This window comes from Neobacillus vireti, from assembly GCF_036962345.1.
GTDB lineage: Bacteria > Bacillota > Bacilli > Bacillales > Cytobacillaceae > Neobacillus > Neobacillus vireti_A.
The window spans coordinates 22,950-39,244 of record NZ_JBALNB010000029.1 but is presented as its reverse complement, the minus strand read 5'-3'; the positions used below and the strand labels follow the sequence as shown (position 1 = coordinate 39,244).

15 protein-coding genes and 1 other annotated feature are annotated in these 16,295 nt (G+C 38.7%); of the genes, 11 read left to right on the top strand and 4 right to left on the bottom strand.

Features of this window, described 5'->3' with window-relative positions; translation table 11 throughout:
* Window positions 1-122: 122 nt before the first annotated feature.
* Window positions 123-2,015 (top strand): asparagine synthase (glutamine-hydrolyzing), encoded by a 1,893-nt coding sequence (gene asnB, locus V7108_RS26355; RefSeq protein ID WP_335569834.1) that lies wholly within the window; start codon window positions 123-125, stop codon window positions 2,013-2,015.
* Between the two features lie 43 nt (window positions 2,016-2,058).
* Here asnB and V7108_RS26350 read toward each other — a convergent pair whose 3' ends face one another.
* Window positions 2,059-2,571 (bottom strand): gamma carbonic anhydrase, encoded by a 513-nt coding sequence (locus V7108_RS26350; protein WP_335512768.1) that lies wholly within the window; start codon window positions 2,569-2,571, stop codon window positions 2,059-2,061.
* Between the two features lie 81 nt (window positions 2,572-2,652).
* On the opposite strand from V7108_RS26350, the gene V7108_RS26345 reads away from it, so the two are divergent.
* Together V7108_RS26345 and V7108_RS26340 are read left to right on the top strand one after the other, a co-directional pair.
* Window positions 2,653-3,456, top strand: coding sequence for an alpha/beta hydrolase (locus V7108_RS26345; protein WP_335512766.1), 804 nt, complete (start codon window positions 2,653-2,655; stop codon window positions 3,454-3,456).
* 49 nt (window positions 3,457-3,505) lie between these two features.
* Window positions 3,506-4,588 (top strand): tetraprenyl-beta-curcumene synthase family protein, encoded by a 1,083-nt coding sequence (locus tag V7108_RS26340; protein WP_335512763.1) that lies wholly within the window; start codon window positions 3,506-3,508, stop codon window positions 4,586-4,588.
* 336 nt (window positions 4,589-4,924) lie between these two features.
* On the opposite strand, the gene V7108_RS26335 is transcribed toward V7108_RS26340, so the two are convergent.
* From V7108_RS26335 to V7108_RS26325, 3 genes are all read right to left on the bottom strand, one after another.
* Window positions 4,925-5,440 (bottom strand): YusW family protein, encoded by a 516-nt coding sequence (locus V7108_RS26335; RefSeq protein WP_335512761.1) that lies wholly within the window; start codon window positions 5,438-5,440, stop codon window positions 4,925-4,927.
* Between the two features lie 652 nt (window positions 5,441-6,092).
* Complete coding sequence (locus tag V7108_RS26330; protein WP_335569833.1) at window positions 6,093-6,665, bottom strand: tRNA (mnm(5)s(2)U34)-methyltransferase; 573 nt, start codon at window positions 6,663-6,665, stop codon at window positions 6,093-6,095.
* A 2-nt stretch (window positions 6,666-6,667) separates the two neighbouring features.
* The gene (locus tag V7108_RS26325; RefSeq protein ID WP_335512757.1) at window positions 6,668-7,630 is read right to left on the bottom strand and encodes a TIGR01212 family radical SAM protein; all 963 of its coding nucleotides are present in this window, start codon (window positions 7,628-7,630) and stop codon (window positions 6,668-6,670) included.
* Window positions 7,631-7,946: 316 nt separating this feature from the next.
* On the opposite strand from V7108_RS26325, the gene V7108_RS26320 reads away from it, so the two are divergent.
* The 8 genes from V7108_RS26320 to leuS all read left to right on the top strand — a co-directional run bounded on the left by V7108_RS26320 (window position 7,947) and on the right by leuS (window position 16,267).
* On the top strand, window positions 7,947-8,234 hold the full coding sequence (locus tag V7108_RS26320) for a YtzC family protein (RefSeq protein WP_335569832.1): 288 nt from the start codon (window positions 7,947-7,949) through the stop codon (window positions 8,232-8,234).
* Window positions 8,231-8,410, top strand: coding sequence for a glycogen biosynthesis protein GlgD (locus V7108_RS26315; RefSeq protein ID WP_335569831.1), 180 nt, complete (start codon window positions 8,231-8,233; stop codon window positions 8,408-8,410). The genes V7108_RS26320 and V7108_RS26315 overlap by 4 nt, the downstream gene beginning before the upstream one ends.
* Window positions 8,411-8,694: 284 nt before the next feature.
* Window positions 8,695-9,513 carry a hypothetical protein gene (locus tag V7108_RS26310; protein WP_335569830.1) on the top strand — a complete coding sequence of 273 codons (819 nt, stop codon included), beginning with the start codon at window positions 8,695-8,697 and terminating at the stop codon, window positions 9,511-9,513.
* A gap of 94 nt (window positions 9,514-9,607) precedes the next feature.
* Entirely contained in the window at window positions 9,608-10,132 is a 525-nt protein-coding gene (locus tag V7108_RS26305; protein WP_335569829.1) for a NapC/NirT family cytochrome c, read from the top strand.
* 2 nt (window positions 10,133-10,134) lie between these two features.
* Window positions 10,135-11,592, top strand: coding sequence for an ammonia-forming cytochrome c nitrite reductase subunit c552 (locus V7108_RS26300; protein WP_335569828.1), 1,458 nt, complete (start codon window positions 10,135-10,137; stop codon window positions 11,590-11,592).
* A 255-nt stretch (window positions 11,593-11,847) separates the two neighbouring features.
* Window positions 11,848-12,075, top strand: a complete 228-nt coding sequence (locus V7108_RS26295; RefSeq protein WP_335512747.1) for a hypothetical protein — start codon at window positions 11,848-11,850, stop codon at window positions 12,073-12,075.
* Between the two features lie 200 nt (window positions 12,076-12,275).
* Window positions 12,276-13,469 carry an MDR family MFS transporter gene (locus V7108_RS26290; protein ID WP_335569827.1) on the top strand — a complete coding sequence of 398 codons (1,194 nt, stop codon included), beginning with the start codon at window positions 12,276-12,278 and terminating at the stop codon, window positions 13,467-13,469.
* A gap of 114 nt (window positions 13,470-13,583) precedes the next feature.
* Window positions 13,584-13,804, top strand: a binding site (T-box leader).
* Window positions 13,805-13,846: 42 nt separating this feature from the next.
* Window positions 13,847-16,267, top strand: a complete 2,421-nt coding sequence (leuS, locus tag V7108_RS26285) for a leucine--tRNA ligase (protein WP_335569826.1) — start codon at window positions 13,847-13,849, stop codon at window positions 16,265-16,267.
* Window positions 16,268-16,295 lie beyond the last annotated feature (28 nt).

Genomic DNA, 16,295 nt, shown 5'->3' with positions numbered 1-16,295 from the left:
TGAAAACTGATAGAATGCCGGAATTTTCCTACCTTTCACACTGCCATTTTTGAAAAAATAGTGGTAGGATAAGAAGGTATATTTTTAGTTAGCTATTTAGATTGGAGTAGGTGAGGTACATAATGTGTGGTTTTATTGGTTGTGTACACGACAAGGAACAAAACTATCGTGATGATCAAAAACAACTATTCAAAAATATGAACGATATAATAACCCATCGTGGACCCGATGATGATGGTTTCTTCTATGATGATCATGTTCAATTTGGTTTTCGCCGCTTAAGTATTATTGATATTGAATGCGGTCATCAGCCATTAACATATGAAAATGAGCGTTATTGGATCATTTTTAATGGTGAGATTTATAACTATGTAGAACTTCGTGAAGAATTACTCAAAGAAGGCTTAGAGTTCGCGACACACTCTGATACAGAGGTTATTATTGCGCTTTACAGCCATTTGAAAGAAAAAGCCGTAGAAAAACTACGGGGAATGTTTGCCTTTACGATTTGGGATAAACAAGAACAAACTTTATTTGGTGCCAGGGACCCATTCGGAATTAAACCGTACTTTTATTTCGTTGATGGAGAGAGGACTTTCTTTGCTTCAGAGAAAAAGAGTATTCTTTTAGCTCTCGAAAATGATGTCTTGGACTATGACTCCCTGCAGCACTATCTAACGTATCAATTTGTCCCGGAACCTAGCACGATGTCTAAGGGCATTCACAAGTTAGAACCAGGACATTATTATACGAAAAAGATTGGCTCTCCAATGGAAATTAAAAGGTATTGGAAAGCACATTTTAACCCTGTACAAAAATCAGAATCAGATTTTATCAAAGAAATACAAGATGTGTTAATTGATTCTGTAAAAATGCACATGAGAAGTGATGTGCCAGTAGGGTCGTTTCTTTCTGGCGGAATTGATTCTTCGATCATTGCATCGATTGCCAAACAATTTCACCCAGCGATTAAGACGTTTTCTGTTGGTTTCGAGCATCAGGGATTCAGTGAAATCGATGTAGCGAAAGAAACGGCAGATAAGCTTGGGGTAGAAAACATCAGCTATGTGATAACACCACAAGAATATATGAATGAACTCCCGAAAATTATTTGGCATATGGACGATCCACTTGCAGACCCAGCGGCTATCCCATTGTACTTTGTGGCTCGGGAGGCTAGAAAGCATGTTACGGTTGTTCTTTCAGGTGAAGGTGCAGATGAATTGTTCGGCGGCTACAATATTTATCGTGAACCGCAAGATTTAGAGGTGTTTAATAAAATCCCTCGAGTAGGAAAAGTATTATTAAAAGGGATTGCCAACATGATGCCGGAAGGAATGAAAGGGAAGAGCTTCATTGAACGTGGAGTAACGCCTATGGAAGAACGGTATATTGGCAATGCCAAAATGTTTACCGAAACAGAAAAGAAAGAACTGCTTTCTGTATACCGTGAAGGTTTAAACCACATGGATATCACCAAACCTCTCTATGCAGAAACAAGAGGTTATGATCCTGTTGACCGGATGCAATACATTGATATTCATACATGGATGCGCGGGGATATTTTATTAAAAGCAGATAAAATGACAATGGCTCATTCACTTGAACTCCGTGTTCCATTCCTAGATAAAGTGGTATTCGAAACAGCTTCTAAAATTCCAACCAGCTTGAAAACAGCTAATGGAACAACGAAGTATATTTTACGAAAAGCAGCAGAAGGAATCGTTCCTGAGCATGTTCTAACCCGTAAAAAACTTGGTTTTCCAGTGCCGATTCGCCATTGGTTGAAAAATGAAATGAATGAATGGGCAAAAACCATTATTCGTGAAAGTTCCACGGATCATTTGTTCAATAAATCGTATGTGTTAAATCTGCTTGAAGACCACTGTCAAGGGAAAGCGGATAACAGCCGTAAAATCTGGACAGTGCTCATTTTTATGGTTTGGCATCAGGTTTATGTAGAAGGTAAATACTCCTTTTTCGGCCAAAAAGAATTACAGACAATGAAAAATTAACGTTTTAGCACCCATAAAAGATTTATGGGTGCTTTTGCACTTTTTATTTTTGCAGGGATTTATAATACTGGGCTTTCTCTGCATATTCTGTATAAATCCTATTCATTTCTTTAATATCGTGCTCATTTAATTCTCTAATAACTTTGGCTGGTCTGCCAAATGCTAATGTATTAGGAGGAATCTTTTTCCCTTGAGGCACGAGACTGCCTGCACCAATAAAAGCACCTTCCCCAATTTCAGCTTGATCTAGAATGATTGACCCCATCCCGATTAAAGCCTTTTTACGAATGATACAGCTATGTAGAATAACCTGATGACCGACCGTTACATCATCTTCAATAATCAATGGATTGTTCGGGCTTTGGTGAAGAACTGAGTTGTCTTGGATGTTCACTTTTTTGCCGATAATAGTAGGGGCGACATCGCCTCTGATAACTGAATTAAACCAAACACTTGATTCATCGCCAATTTCAACATCCCCTGTAATCGTGGTAAAATCTGCAATAAATGCTGAGTCTGAAATTTTTGGGTATTTTCCTTTATACGGATAAATCATTCTGAGTCACTCCTTTTTGACTGAAATAGATATTCATTCTAATATTATACTAAATAGAATTATTTTCTAGGGGGAAAAACGATGTGGAAGTGGGAAGCAGAAGGGGAAGCGAAGGCTGTAATCGTGATGGTGCATGGGGCAATGGAACATCATGGACGTTACGGCTGGCTCATCGAAATGTGGCGCAGGTCTGGATTTCATGTCATTATGGGTGATCTTCCTGGACAAGGTATGACAACTAGATCCCGCAGAGGCCATATCGATTCTTTTGATGAGTACATAATAGAAGTGAAGGATTGGATAAAAGCAGCCTATCGTTATGAACTTCCGGTCTTTCTATTAGGTCATAGTATGGGAGGCTTAATTTCTATCCGATTGCTGCAGGAAGAAAAATTGAATCTAGCAGGAGTGATACTTTCCTCCCCGTGCCTTGGTCTAGTTCATAAGCCGTCCAAATTTTTAGATGTGCTGTCACATGGGATCAATGTTGTTTTTCCATCACTAAAAATGAATTCGGGGATAACAGTCGATATGGCAACCAGGAATAAGGATGTTATTGATGCAGATGAAAATGATACTCTCTATATCACGAAAGTCTCGGTTAGATGGTACCGCGAATTAGTAAGTGCTATGAAGGAGGCATTTTTATCGATTGAAGGCACAAGGGATGTAGCCATGCTCGTCATGCAAGCGGGTGATGATAAAATTGTTCATAAGGGTCCTGTTAAGGACTGGTTCAACCATGCACCTTTATCAGAAAAGAGATTTAAGGAATGGCCAAAGCTTTATCATGAAATTTTTAATGAACCAGAACGGGAAGACGTATTTGAATACGCCAAGGATTTTGTCACCAGCCAATTAAAAGCAATAGGATATATTGTTTAAGAAGTTTTAATCGTTACAAATACAGCTTTAAGAAAGGGGAGATTTCTCCATGATGCCAATCAAACTCATGTCGAAGGTTTATCGTAAAATTATTCCAGCAGTTCATCAAGAACTGAGATTTTGGAGGTACCGTGCAGAAAGTATCCCTAATCAAGAGCTTCGAACACAGGCTCTTGCCAGTATTGAACATAAAACGTTTCATTGTGAAGGAGGAGCGATTCTAGCTCTTTCAGCCAAGGATGAGTATAAAAAAGCGGTAAAATTTATTGTTGCTTATCAAACGATTAGTGATTACTTAGATAATCTCTGTGACCGAAGCACCTCGCTCGATCCCATGGATTTTGCCGCCCTCCATGAATCCATGCACGATGCTCTTACAATAGGAGCAGGCCCTAAAAATTATTATCGGCTTCGTGATGATCAAAACGATGGAAATTATCTGAATGATCTTGCTGAAACATGTCGATCTGTTTTAAGAGAGTTGAAGCATTATCCTTTAATCCAAAACTACCTTATAGAACTCTGTGAATATTATTGTAAGTTGCAAATACACAAGCATGTTATTCAAGAAGAGCGTGTGCCGCGGCTAGAAAAATGGTTTGGAGACCACCAACACAATCTTCCTGAAATGGAATGGTATGAATTTTCTGCTTGTTCTGGCTCAACATTAGGGATATTCTGTCTAATTTCTTATGCGATGAGAGAGGATTTCCGAGCCGAGGATGCAGAAAATATCCGGAAAGGGTATTTTCCCTACATACAAGGGCTCCACATTTTATTGGACTATTTTATCGATCAAGAGGAAGACCGTGAAGGCGGCGACTTAAACTTTTGCTTTTATTACGAAAATCAAGAAACCCTTTTTAATCGATTGAAACACTTTGTTTATGAGGCAGACCGACATACTGAGTTCCTGCCGCATAAAAAGTTCCATCAGCTGATCAACCGTGGTTTATTAGGAATTTATTTATCGGATGGTAAGGTTCGCAAGCAGAAGAGTATACGGAAATTAGCAAAAGATATGATTAAGACAGGTGGTATCACCAGCTATTTCTTTTATATCAATTGTATTGCCTATCGCTCCGTACAAAGGATGGTCCCATCCCTTTTTACTCGACCTATTGTAAAATAAAAACCAGGCAACATCAGCGTAACGGGTTTACTTGAGGTGCAAAACGTCAAATTACCGACCTCATCACGCAGTAAATAGCATAACTTTCACAACACAAATCACAGTCAAAAAGGCTTAGAGTTATTCCAACTCTAAGCCTTTTTTTGTATTATCGTATTTCACTAAAGCACCCAGTTAGTTGAATAAAGAAAAGACGCTTATTCCACAATCGCGCCCAATTGTGGAAGATAATTTGCTAAAATCATATTAAGGATAAGTTCCCGTTAATTTAGAGTTTGGGGAAGGTCTGAAGACTGATAAAAAATAACCAAGGAACTTTCCTCGGCTGTCTCTTTTTTAATCCACAAATTCTATTTGAGTGCCATCATTGAAGATGATTTCCAGCTCGAATTTGTTATAGTCTGCATGAAGGTTAAATGACTTTAATATTTGATCGATAGCATCCTTTTTGTTCGTGTCTTTAGAAATAGTCAGTTTTTCAACTTTTGGATAAATACTGTCGAATGCAACTTTCCCCTTCAGGTGTTCATTGTTTATATCATCATCAACTTCCCCACCAATTAAACCTGAGTTGTCGTAATTAATCCCAGCTTCATACTCTTTTTGTTCCCCGTAAGATACCTCTAATTCAATTTCACTGAAATCCAATTTTCCCATTTGTGACTTCATTTTTTGTTGTTCTTGTGTATTTTGAATTTGTTTGGAATAATTTATATTAGTTGTTTTACCATTACCATTCTGTGTAACATTTTTTTGATCTGTATTATTATCTGTTTCATTTGTTTGCTCACTACAAGCAGTTAATAAGGAGATACAAAATACAGATAAGAAAATAAACAAAATTCGTTCCATTTTTCGCCTCCGTGAAAATGTCCTTTAAACTCAATCCTCTTCAACAGGAAATGAGAATGCGTGTCTCTTAGTATTGGAAGTCACCAAGTATTTGTTCAACTTCAAAATCTTTAACTTTCGGTTGTTCTTCATTTTCTTTCGTCTTCGTCTTTCCTCCTTAGCAATCTACATATTAAGAGGATGTCCAAAGTCCAGGGAAATATGACTAACGAATCATTTCATTCATTTCTTTTTATTTCTTGTCAAGTTAATCATTTCCATTGTTTTAATATTTCGGCTTCGATTTGTCATATTTATTACAGAAAATGGACCTTTAATTGAATAAGGTTTTTTATTAAATTCCAATTAGTTTACATTTTAATTATAACATTTTCAGAATTAACTCATTTTAACATAAATATCCAATAACCTTCGTGAATGCTATTCATTCACTCACTAAATCACAAAGAATTCACACACCCTCCATTAATTAATTCATACCCTGTGATTTACTATGTGAATTAGGGCGAAACGGACGAATGAAATACATCGAAATGTTTATAAATCAATAAAAAACGCACTGTGAATTATATTGTGAATTCAAGTGCGTTTTCCTATGTGTTTTACTATGTTTGCCCCTTTGAAGTAAACCCGTTATCATCAGCGGCCTGGGTTATCTTTTTTCAATTGCAACAATAAAGGGGGGATTATTCTGTTGGTTCATAAATCGGTACTGCAGGACATGCGCTCTTTTTTGGTCAATTTCCTTACAATACCTTAATAAGGCCTCACGTTCAATAGCTCCCTCTTCATGTCCATGGTAAATGACTAGGATAATAATTCCTTCTGGAGCCATAATCGTAAGTAGCTGCTCAATTGAAGAAATGGTGGTTTCGGGCTTTGTAACAATTGATTTATCACTGCCTGGTAAATAACCTAAGTTAAAGATTGCTGCAGTTATTTTTCCATGATGTTCTACAGGGATTAACTCAGATAGCACTTCATGACCTGCATGAAAGATGGTCACTCGCTCCTTTATTCCATGTTGCTGCAGTCTTTCTGTACTCGTACGTATGGCATCCTCTTGGACATCAAATCCATAAACTTTGCCGCTGGGACCGACAAGATTGGCGATAAATAGTGTATCATGACCATTCCCAACGGTAGCGTCAACGGCCACATCACCACTGGTAACTGCATTTTCAAGTAATTTTTTAGCAAAGGGGAGTATCCGATCAAGCTTCATCCCTAAGCCTCCACGATACTTTTTTGAAAGTATTTTCCTTGATAACTATCTCTTCTTTTTAACTCAGCGTCTATCGCATTCAATACTTCCCACTTATTTACACTCCACATCGGCCCAACCATTAAGTCAATCGGTCCATCACCTGTAATTCGATGAACAATCATTTCCGGAGGTAAAATTTCTAATTGATCACATACTAAATTTACATAGTCCTCTTGAGAAAGAAATTCGAGCATTCCTTTTTCATACTGTTTCACCATGGGTGTCCCTTTTAGTAGGTGAAGCAAATGAATTTTAATTCCTTGAACGTCGAGTTTTGCCACTTCCTTCGCTGTCTCCATCATCATTTCATATGATTCAAGGGGTAATCCATTGATAATATGCGAGCAGATCCGGATGCCGTGTTTTCTAAGTTTATTTACCCCTTCAACGTAACATTGAAAATCATGGGCACGATTGATTAATAAGGCGGTGCGTTCATGGACAGTTTGCAGGCCAAGTTCAACCCATAAATATGTCCTCTGATTTAATTCCGCCAAATATTCAACGACGTCATCAGGCAGGCAATCGGGACGTGTAGCAATTGATAGTCCGACTACACCCTCTTGTTTAAGCACCTTCTCAAATTTTTCCCGGAGCACCTCGACAGGTGCATGAGTATTTGTATAGGCTTGGAAATAGGCCATATATTTGCCGTCTTTCCATTTCGTATGCATTTTTTCCTTAATATCAAGGAATTGTGTCTCTAAATCATCTGTTCGATCACCAGCGAAATCGCCAGAACCGGCAGCACTGCAAAACGTACAACCGCCGTGTGCGACCGTACCATCACGGTTCGGGCAGTCAAAACCGCCATCTAGTGCAACTTTAAAAACTTTATGGCCAAATTGCTGGCGTAAATGATAATTCCAAGTATGGTAACGTTTATCGTCAGTAGCATATGGAAAAGGGTTGGTCTGAGTCAATTCAGAAACCTCCTTTATAATTTTAAACATAACTTAAATTTTAACACGAAAATATAGGCTTATCCAACTGTATTGTTTACCAGTAATTATCAAGCGTTGATTGTAATAGGAAAAGGGAGAGAGAACAAAATAAGACATGAAGCACCTTGCTTCATGGAAAAGCGGAAGCGCCTTGCCAGGGGCGACAGGCATAAGACGAGCCGGCAGAAAGGTTGCTCTTTAACCTTTTTGACGGATTGGCTTATGACCCCGAGCCACTAGGCGCTGGAGCTAGACAATCATGGAAGTGTGTCACCAAAAAGAAGGGGGTCCTTAGATGGCTACACGTGCTTCAATGGACGCATTAATACAGCAGTGTGAGGATACAATTCGATTTGCTAAAGAACAATTTGAAGAAAGCAGTCTTCAAGAGCATTACAATACTGATAATTATACAAGGGCATTACAGGATTTGGAACAAACCTACCAGGATATTGCTAAGATGGCCCATAGCGCAAATGGGCAGCAGCGTGATCAGCTCCACCGTATGAGACTGCAAATTCAGCAGCTACAAAATACTATGATCTTAGAAGGACAGACTTATACAGGAGGAAACTTATCGTGAAGAAACGATCTAAACAAAATAATCCTGAACAAAAAACAAGAAACGGCAGTAACAATCAAGATCTTGAACTTGGCCAAGATGTTGATCTTGTTAAACAGTCTAAAAAGCAATATGAGCAATCTGGCGGCCAGCCAGTAAAATCGAAATTTCATCAAGAAAAAGATCAATCGTCTTAATAAAGTCCTTTAGACCTTCAACAATATGTTGAAGGTTTTTTTATTACAAAAACCCTGAAAACACAGTGAAAATAAGGTAAAAACCCGTGTTCACATTTTAGAAATAACTCTATAATTTTTTGTGATTTTGGTCACAGAACGAGTTTCGCTCCCATGGGATAAATAAAGTATGAAATTCAGCAATCTTACACCAAATAAAAGTTCACTTATATAAATTAAATTTTTTTGTAATTAATTGTGAATGAATTCACAAATTGTTCACAAATTGAAAGGAAGTAAAAACAATGAAAAAATACCTATTTATTTTCAGTATACTGCTCTTCCTGGTTAACCCTTCGATGACTATGGCTGATGAAAATCAGAACATCCTACGTATGCAGGAGCTTTCCATAAAAGTAATGCCGGAATTTGCGTATCATCTGAATGATGTTGAGAAAAATCATCCGCCTCTATTAATTGGATATCAAGGAACACTGCTTAATCAATCCCTTCAGCCGCAAAAAGGACAGATAGAACTGCCGCTTCCAATCGAGGATAAGAACTTTCGAATTGGCTATGTTGCTGATTACTCCAGCGACTTATCGAAGGTGTATGAAATTGAATACATAATCGACCAAGAAAAAGGGACCATTTCCTGGACAACAAGTGAGGAAATTCAACCTAATGAAGTTTATAAATTCGTTGTTGAGTTTTATACAAATAACATAATCGTTGAGGAAGATAGGAAATCAGTAGCTTATCAATTTAAAAGCTTTACGGATATTGGTTTTTTTAATCTTACTTTTACACCACCCATTGGAGCTGCAAAAATAGACCTAAGCCCGGCACCTGAAAAGAATAAGTCTCATGGAGACGAGGAAGGAGTGTACTCCTATAATGTTCAAGGTATGAAAGCGGGGGACGAAAAGAGCATCATACTTACGTATGAACGCAGTGAAACAAAACCATCCATTGAGTTAATGGAGCAGCAGCCAGAACAAACTGCAGACAATGAAAATAAAAAAAGCCCCGAGATCTTATCAATTGCGGCTATTAGCGGAGTTGGATTAATAGGTGCAGGTGCTTTTACCTTCATCCTTAAAAGAAAAAAAACAAAGAAATAAAGAGGCAAAACCATACTTTGGTTTAGAGTACAATCGTACTTTATTCATAAAAAAGAGAGAGATTGATCCAATACAATGGGAGGTGAAAGGAAGGATGGTAAAGAGAGGTTTTAAAAAATTGTGGGCGATTGATAAGAGGGTATTACTCTTAGGTGCATTATTAGCTGGCGTACTGTTTTCCTTCGGTACAGTGAAAACAATGGCTTACTTGGATTCACCAGGCTTTTGTCAGAACTGTCACACGATGAAGTCAGTTTATACCTCATTTGTCGATTCCACTCATGCAGATTTGCAGTGTAATGATTGCCATTTACCGCATGAAAGCGAGGCAGGGAAGTTATTTTTTAAAGGCCGTGCTGGGATGACTCATATTTATTACAACACCTTAGGTACGGAGGATATACCTGATCGAATTTATGCCACAACACGCACGTTAAGAGTCATCAATGCAAACTGTGCAGATTGTCATAAGAGTACGGTCAGCAATGTTTCACATGACCAAAAGGAAAACTGTATGTCATGTCACAAGACTGTGCCGCATGGAAAAGACTTTAAGGATGATACCTTTGACCAGGCACCAAAGTCTGGCGAATTATTAAAAAATAAGGGAGGATTTTAAGTATGATTAGGTTCCGTAACGGGGCATACCTCCTTCTGATAGCATTGATTCTAATTATTACTGGCTGCAGCAGCAATGAGACTGCGAGTGAGAAAACAGCAAGTGCTAAAGAAGTGAAGGGAACAACTGGCCTATCAAAGGATGAAATAAGTAATGAAGCTTTTAAAAAGCTATTTCCACTACAATACAATAGTTACAAGAAAAATGAAAAAATGGAAGATACCAAATACAATGGTTCTGTAAAACGCAGTAAGTATGATCCTGATAAAGAACCGTTACTGCCAGTTCTTTTTAACGGCTATGGTTTTGCTACTGAATATAATGAAGACCGCGGTCACGTTTATGCACTTGAGGATATTCGGGATGTTAAACGGATTAACGATAAATCAGTTGGTTCCTGTTATACATGTAAATCAACTGCCGTTCCGCAAATGATCGAAGAAATGGGCGATGATTATTGGGGAGCTAATTTCAATCAAGAAATTTGGCCAAAAGGGGAAGCGATGGGTCATTCTCCAATCGGCTGTTCTGACTGTCATGACCCTGAGACAATGGACCTGCGTGTAACTCGTCCAAGCTTTTATAAAGCATTAGAGGCTCAGGGAGTTGATACTTCAAATCCAACGAAAAATGATATGCGCAGCTATGTGTGTGGTCAGTGCCATGTAGAATACCATTTTGCAGCAAATAATAGCGAAGTAACCTTCCCGTGGGATAATGGCTTCAAACCAGAAGAGATGTATGAATACTATAATACCATTGCTAAAGAAAATGGCTTTGAAAAAGACTGGGTTCATAACATATCAGGTGCACCAATGTTGAAATCACAGCACCCTGAATATGAAACACATTCAAGTGGTACCCATGGAAAAGCAAATGTTTCCTGTGCAGATTGCCATATGCCATTTGAGCGTGTAGATGGTAAAAAGAAAATTACTTCACACTACTGGACATCACCGCTTAAAACAATGGATACATCTTGCGGCCAATGCCACGGTGACCGTGATCTAGATAAATTAAAAGACCGTGTGACTGAAATCCAAGATGCAAACGTAAGTGCCTTACATGAAGCACAGGATATCTCTACCACAGCTCACTATTACATTAATAAGATGATTACATCCGGAGTCAGCCCAGAAAAGATTAAGCAGGCTCAGGAATTCGTTCGGAAAGGTCAATGGTTCTGGGATATTATTGCAGCGGAGAACTCTTCAGGATTCCATAACCCACAAGGTTCAATGGATTCATTAAGAGAGTCAGTTGTACAATCTAACAATGCAATACGCCTTGCGACAGAAGAGTTAGTGAAAAAAGGTGTCAGCATTGAAGAGCTTAATACCGAAATTGAAAAAGCGAAAACTGCTGTACAAGCTGAAAGTGTGAATGAAAAGAAAAAGGATCATGCTATAAACAGCTACTTTCCAGCACAGCAGCCAGCAGTCCCTGCAGTAAAAAAATAGACCCTTTTGATCAACAAACTTAACCGTCCCGTTAAGAAGGATTAAGAAAAGTTGAGAAAGAGTCCATAAAGTTGAGGGAAAACACCACTTCCACAATGGAAGTGCTGTTTTCTTTTTTTTATTGTGGCAAATTTATGGTGATGTGTTAATTTGCTAAGCTTTTTTAAGCCCGAGTTGGTCTAAATCAATCGTTCATGAAATATTTTATAGGGAGATTCTAATCTGTGTATTTCATATGAATGGAGAGACGTGCATATGTTTGTTGTCCATTTTTTTGAAAATAAAAATGAGCTTTTAAACCAACTTCTTAGACAGGTGCCTGCTGAAGGTGATGATGTTGTAATAAAGGGGCGCAAAGGAAAGGTAACAAGCGTTACCAATATTGACGAAAACCATATTCATGTGCAGCTCTTTTTTGAGAAACTTAAGGTAGTTAATAAAGGTAAAGCTGTAGTGGATACTTCTAAAAAGAAAAAACGGTAATCATAATTGAGCCTTCAACAAGGAAAAACGAATTAGCGATAACCATGAAATTTATTAACTTAGTATTCACGAAAAAGTCTCGTTAAATCGAGGCTTTTTTTCATTTTTACAACAATTCCTAAAGGCATTGCGCGGAATCTGGAATGGGAATACAATGTTCTTTTGGAACTCGAAATAAGTTAATGTTAGGAGCGTTTTTCATGCCGCGTGCCTTATGGCTTTTAATTATTGGGATGGCAGTAAATGTAACGGGCTCTTCTTTTTTATGGCCGTTAAATACCATCTATATTCATGATCATTTAGGGAAATCGTTAACAGTGGCTGGAGTTGTACTAATGCTAAACGCTGGTGCGACTGTTATTGGTAACTTATTCGGTGGCACGCTTTTTGATAAAATCGGCGGCTATAAATCAATCCTTCTAGGAATCTGGATCTCGCTTTTAGCTCTAATTGGATTAACGTTCTGGCATGGCTGGCCAGCATATATCATCTTTTTAACCATCATAGGTTTTGGATCAGGCATTGTTTTTCCTGCAATGTTTGCAATGGCAGGAAGTGTCTGGAAAGAGGGCGGACGGAAGGCCTTTAATGCTATTTATGTAGCCCAAAACCTTGGAGTGGCCATTGGGGCTTCCCTGGGTGGCTTTGTTGCAGACTATTCATTTCAGCTGATTTTCCTTGCGAATACAATTATGTACGTCATCTTTTTCATAATCGCTGTTTTTGGTTATAGAAATATCGCAGCAGTACCAGTAAAGCAAGCAAAAACAAAGGATCAGTCAGTAGTAAAAAGTCGAATCAATCTGCAGGCTTTGCTTATTTTATGTTCAGGTTATGCGTTGTGCTGGGTTGCGTATGTTCAATGGACGACTACCATTTCATCTTATACACAGGAAATCAATATTTCACTAACGCAATATAGTTTTTTGTGGACGATAAACGGGGCATTAATTGTCCTTGGACAGCCAATTTTAAATAAAGTATTGAAGCATCTTTCTGAGTCACTCAAGGTACAAATTCTTATTGGAATAGGCTTTTTTATCATATCATTTTTAATTGTAGGAAAAGTAACTGTCTTTACGGGCTTCCTTGTAGCGATGATTATCTTAACCATTGGTGAAATGTTTATTTGGCCGGCAGTACCGACGATTGCCTTTGAACTAGCACCTAAGGGACGAGAAGGATTCTATCAAGGGATCGTTAACAGTACTGCTACTGGAGGAAGAATGGTTGGACCATTGCTTGGTGGAGTGCTTGTTGATTTATACAGCATGTCAGCACTATTCTTCATTTTAATAGGCTTATTCTTCATTGCTATTGTTACAACTCTAACATATGATAGGATTTTAAAATCAGAAAAAAAATTATCAAACATAAATTTACCGGTCTCATGACGAGTCCGGTTTCTTATGTTTAAAAAATAATTCATATGGTCAAACTGTTTTATGTGAATGTTACTTGCATACTAACGGGAAATTTAATACAATAACCGTAATACTTTTATATATGAAAAGACAGTGAGTAGGAGTAGTAATGATTCATATCCGTTTCTAGAGAGTTGACGGCTGGTGGAAGTCAACACGGTACATCATGAACTCGCCTATGAGTTGCAAACATGAAACCAGTAATGTTTGCCGTTTGCCGCGTTAAGGTGAATGAAGCGAGTGTTTACAACACTAATGTGGGTGGTACCGCGGGAAGATACATAGATAATCCTCTCGTCCCTTTTGGGATGAGGGGGTTTTTTAATTTTTTTTAGGAGGCAACACTTATGAGTTTCGATCATCAGCATATCGAGAAGAAGTGGCAAAAGAAATGGGAAGAAGAAAAAACGTTTAAGACAAGTGAAGAATTTGATAAACAAAAATTTTACGCATTAGACATGTTTCCATATCCATCAGGTGCTGGACTGCATGTAGGACACCCTGAAGGCTATACCGCTACAGATATTCTTGCACGATTAAAAAGAATGCAAGGATACAATGTGCTACATCCAATGGGCTGGGATGCTTTTGGTTTGCCGGCAGAGCAATATGCATTAGATACTGGGAACGACCCTGCGGAGTTCACTGAGAAGAATATCAATACGTTCCGCAGACAAATTAAATCATTAGGTTTTTCATACGATTGGGATCGCGAAGTAAATACAACCGACCCAGAATACTATAAGTGGACTCAATGGATCTTCTTAAAGTTATGGGAAAAGGGTCTAGCCTATATTGATGAAGTAGCTGTGAACTGGTGTCCTGCTTTAGGTACCGTTTTAGCAAATGAAGAAGTAATCGATGGCAAGAGTGAGCGCGGCGGACATCCGGTTGAACGCCGGCCTATGAAGCAGTGGATGTTAAAAATTACGGCTTATGGAGATCGTTTACTTCAGGACTTAGAAGAACTTGACTGGCCAGAGAGTCTAAAAGAAATGCAGCGTAACTGGATCGGCCGTTCCGAAGGTGCTGAAGTCACGTTTGCTATTGATGGACATAATGAAACGTTTACCGTATTTACCACCCGTCCTGATACTCTATTTGGTGCCACTTATGCCGTTCTTGCACCAGAGCATTCTTTTGTGGATAAAATTACAACAGCACAGCAGCGTGATGCGGTAGAAGCTTATTTAGACAAAGTGAAGACGAAGAGTGATCTTGAGCGAACTGACTTAGCGAAGGAAAAGACTGGCGTATTTACTGGTGCTTATGCGATCAATCCGGCTAACGGCAAAAAGATACCAATCTGGATTGCGGATTATGTATTGGTCAGTTATGGTACTGGAGCAATCATGGCCGTACCAGCACATGATGAACGCGACTATGAGTTCGCGAAACAATTTGATCTAGAAATTATTCCTGTTGTTGCGGGCGGCGACGTTGAAACAGAAGCCTACACAGGAGACGGTGAACATATTAATTCTGAATTCTTAAATGGTTTGAATAAAGAGGAAGCCATCACAAGGATGATTTCTTGGTTAGAAGAAAAGGGGATTGGAACGAAAAAGGTAACGTTCCGTCTGCGTGATTGGCTGTTCAGCCGTCAGCGTTATTGGGGTGAGCCAATTCCAATTATCCATTGGGAAGATGGTACAATGACAGCAGTTCCTGAGGACCAGCTGCCATTAACTTTACCGAAAACAAAGAACATCAAACCTTCCGGAACAGGAGAATCACCTCTTGCAGTAATTGAGGACTGGGTAAATGTCGTTGATCCAGAAACAGGCAAGAAGGGGCGTCGTGAAACGAATACCATGCCGCAATGGGCGGGAAGCTGCTGGTATTATTTACGGTATATTGATCCTAATAATGATCAAGCACTTGCTTCACCGGAAAAATTAAAGCACTGGCTTCCAGTAGATGTATACATTGGCGGTGCAGAGCATGCCGTTCTTCACTTGTTATACGCACGTTTCTGGCATAAAGTCTTGTATGATATTGGTGTGGTCCACACGAAGGAACCATTCCAAAAGCTTTTCAACCAAGGAATGATTTTAGGAGAAAATAATGAAAAAATGAGTAAATCAAAAGGAAATGTAGTCAATCCTGATGATATTGTTGACAGCCATGGTGCCGACACACTTCGTTTATATGAAATGTTTATGGGCCCATTAGACGCTTCCATTGCTTGGTCAACAAACGGCCTTGACGGTTCTCGTCGTTTCTTAGATCGTATTTGGCGTTTGATGGTCGAGGAAAATGGAGAGTTAAATCCAAAAATCCAAGAAAATGAAGAAGCCTCAAATTTAGAAAAAGTTTATCACCAAACAGTGAAAAAGGTAACAGAGGATTACGAAGGCTTGAGATTTAATACTGCAATATCACAAATGATGGTATTTATCAATGAAGCCTATAAAGCAACGGTTCTTCCAAAACAGTATATGGAAGGGTTTGTTAAAATGCTTGCTCCTGTTGCACCGCATCTTGCCGAAGAACTTTGGGAGAAATTGGGCCATAGCGGAACGACAATTTCCTATGAAACTTGGCCGGCATATGATGAAGCGAAACTAGTGGATGATGAAGTTGAGATTGTAATTCAAGTGAACGGGAAGGTAAAGATGAAGCTAAAGGTTCCAACAGCTGCCAGCAAGGAAGCATTAGAAGGAATTGCGATGGATGATGATCGAGTGAAAGAACAAATCGAAGGTAAAACCATTCGCAAAGTCATCACCGTTCCTGGTAAACTTGTTAATATTGTAGCTAATTAATTGGATTTCCCCCTGCCAAACAGGGGGA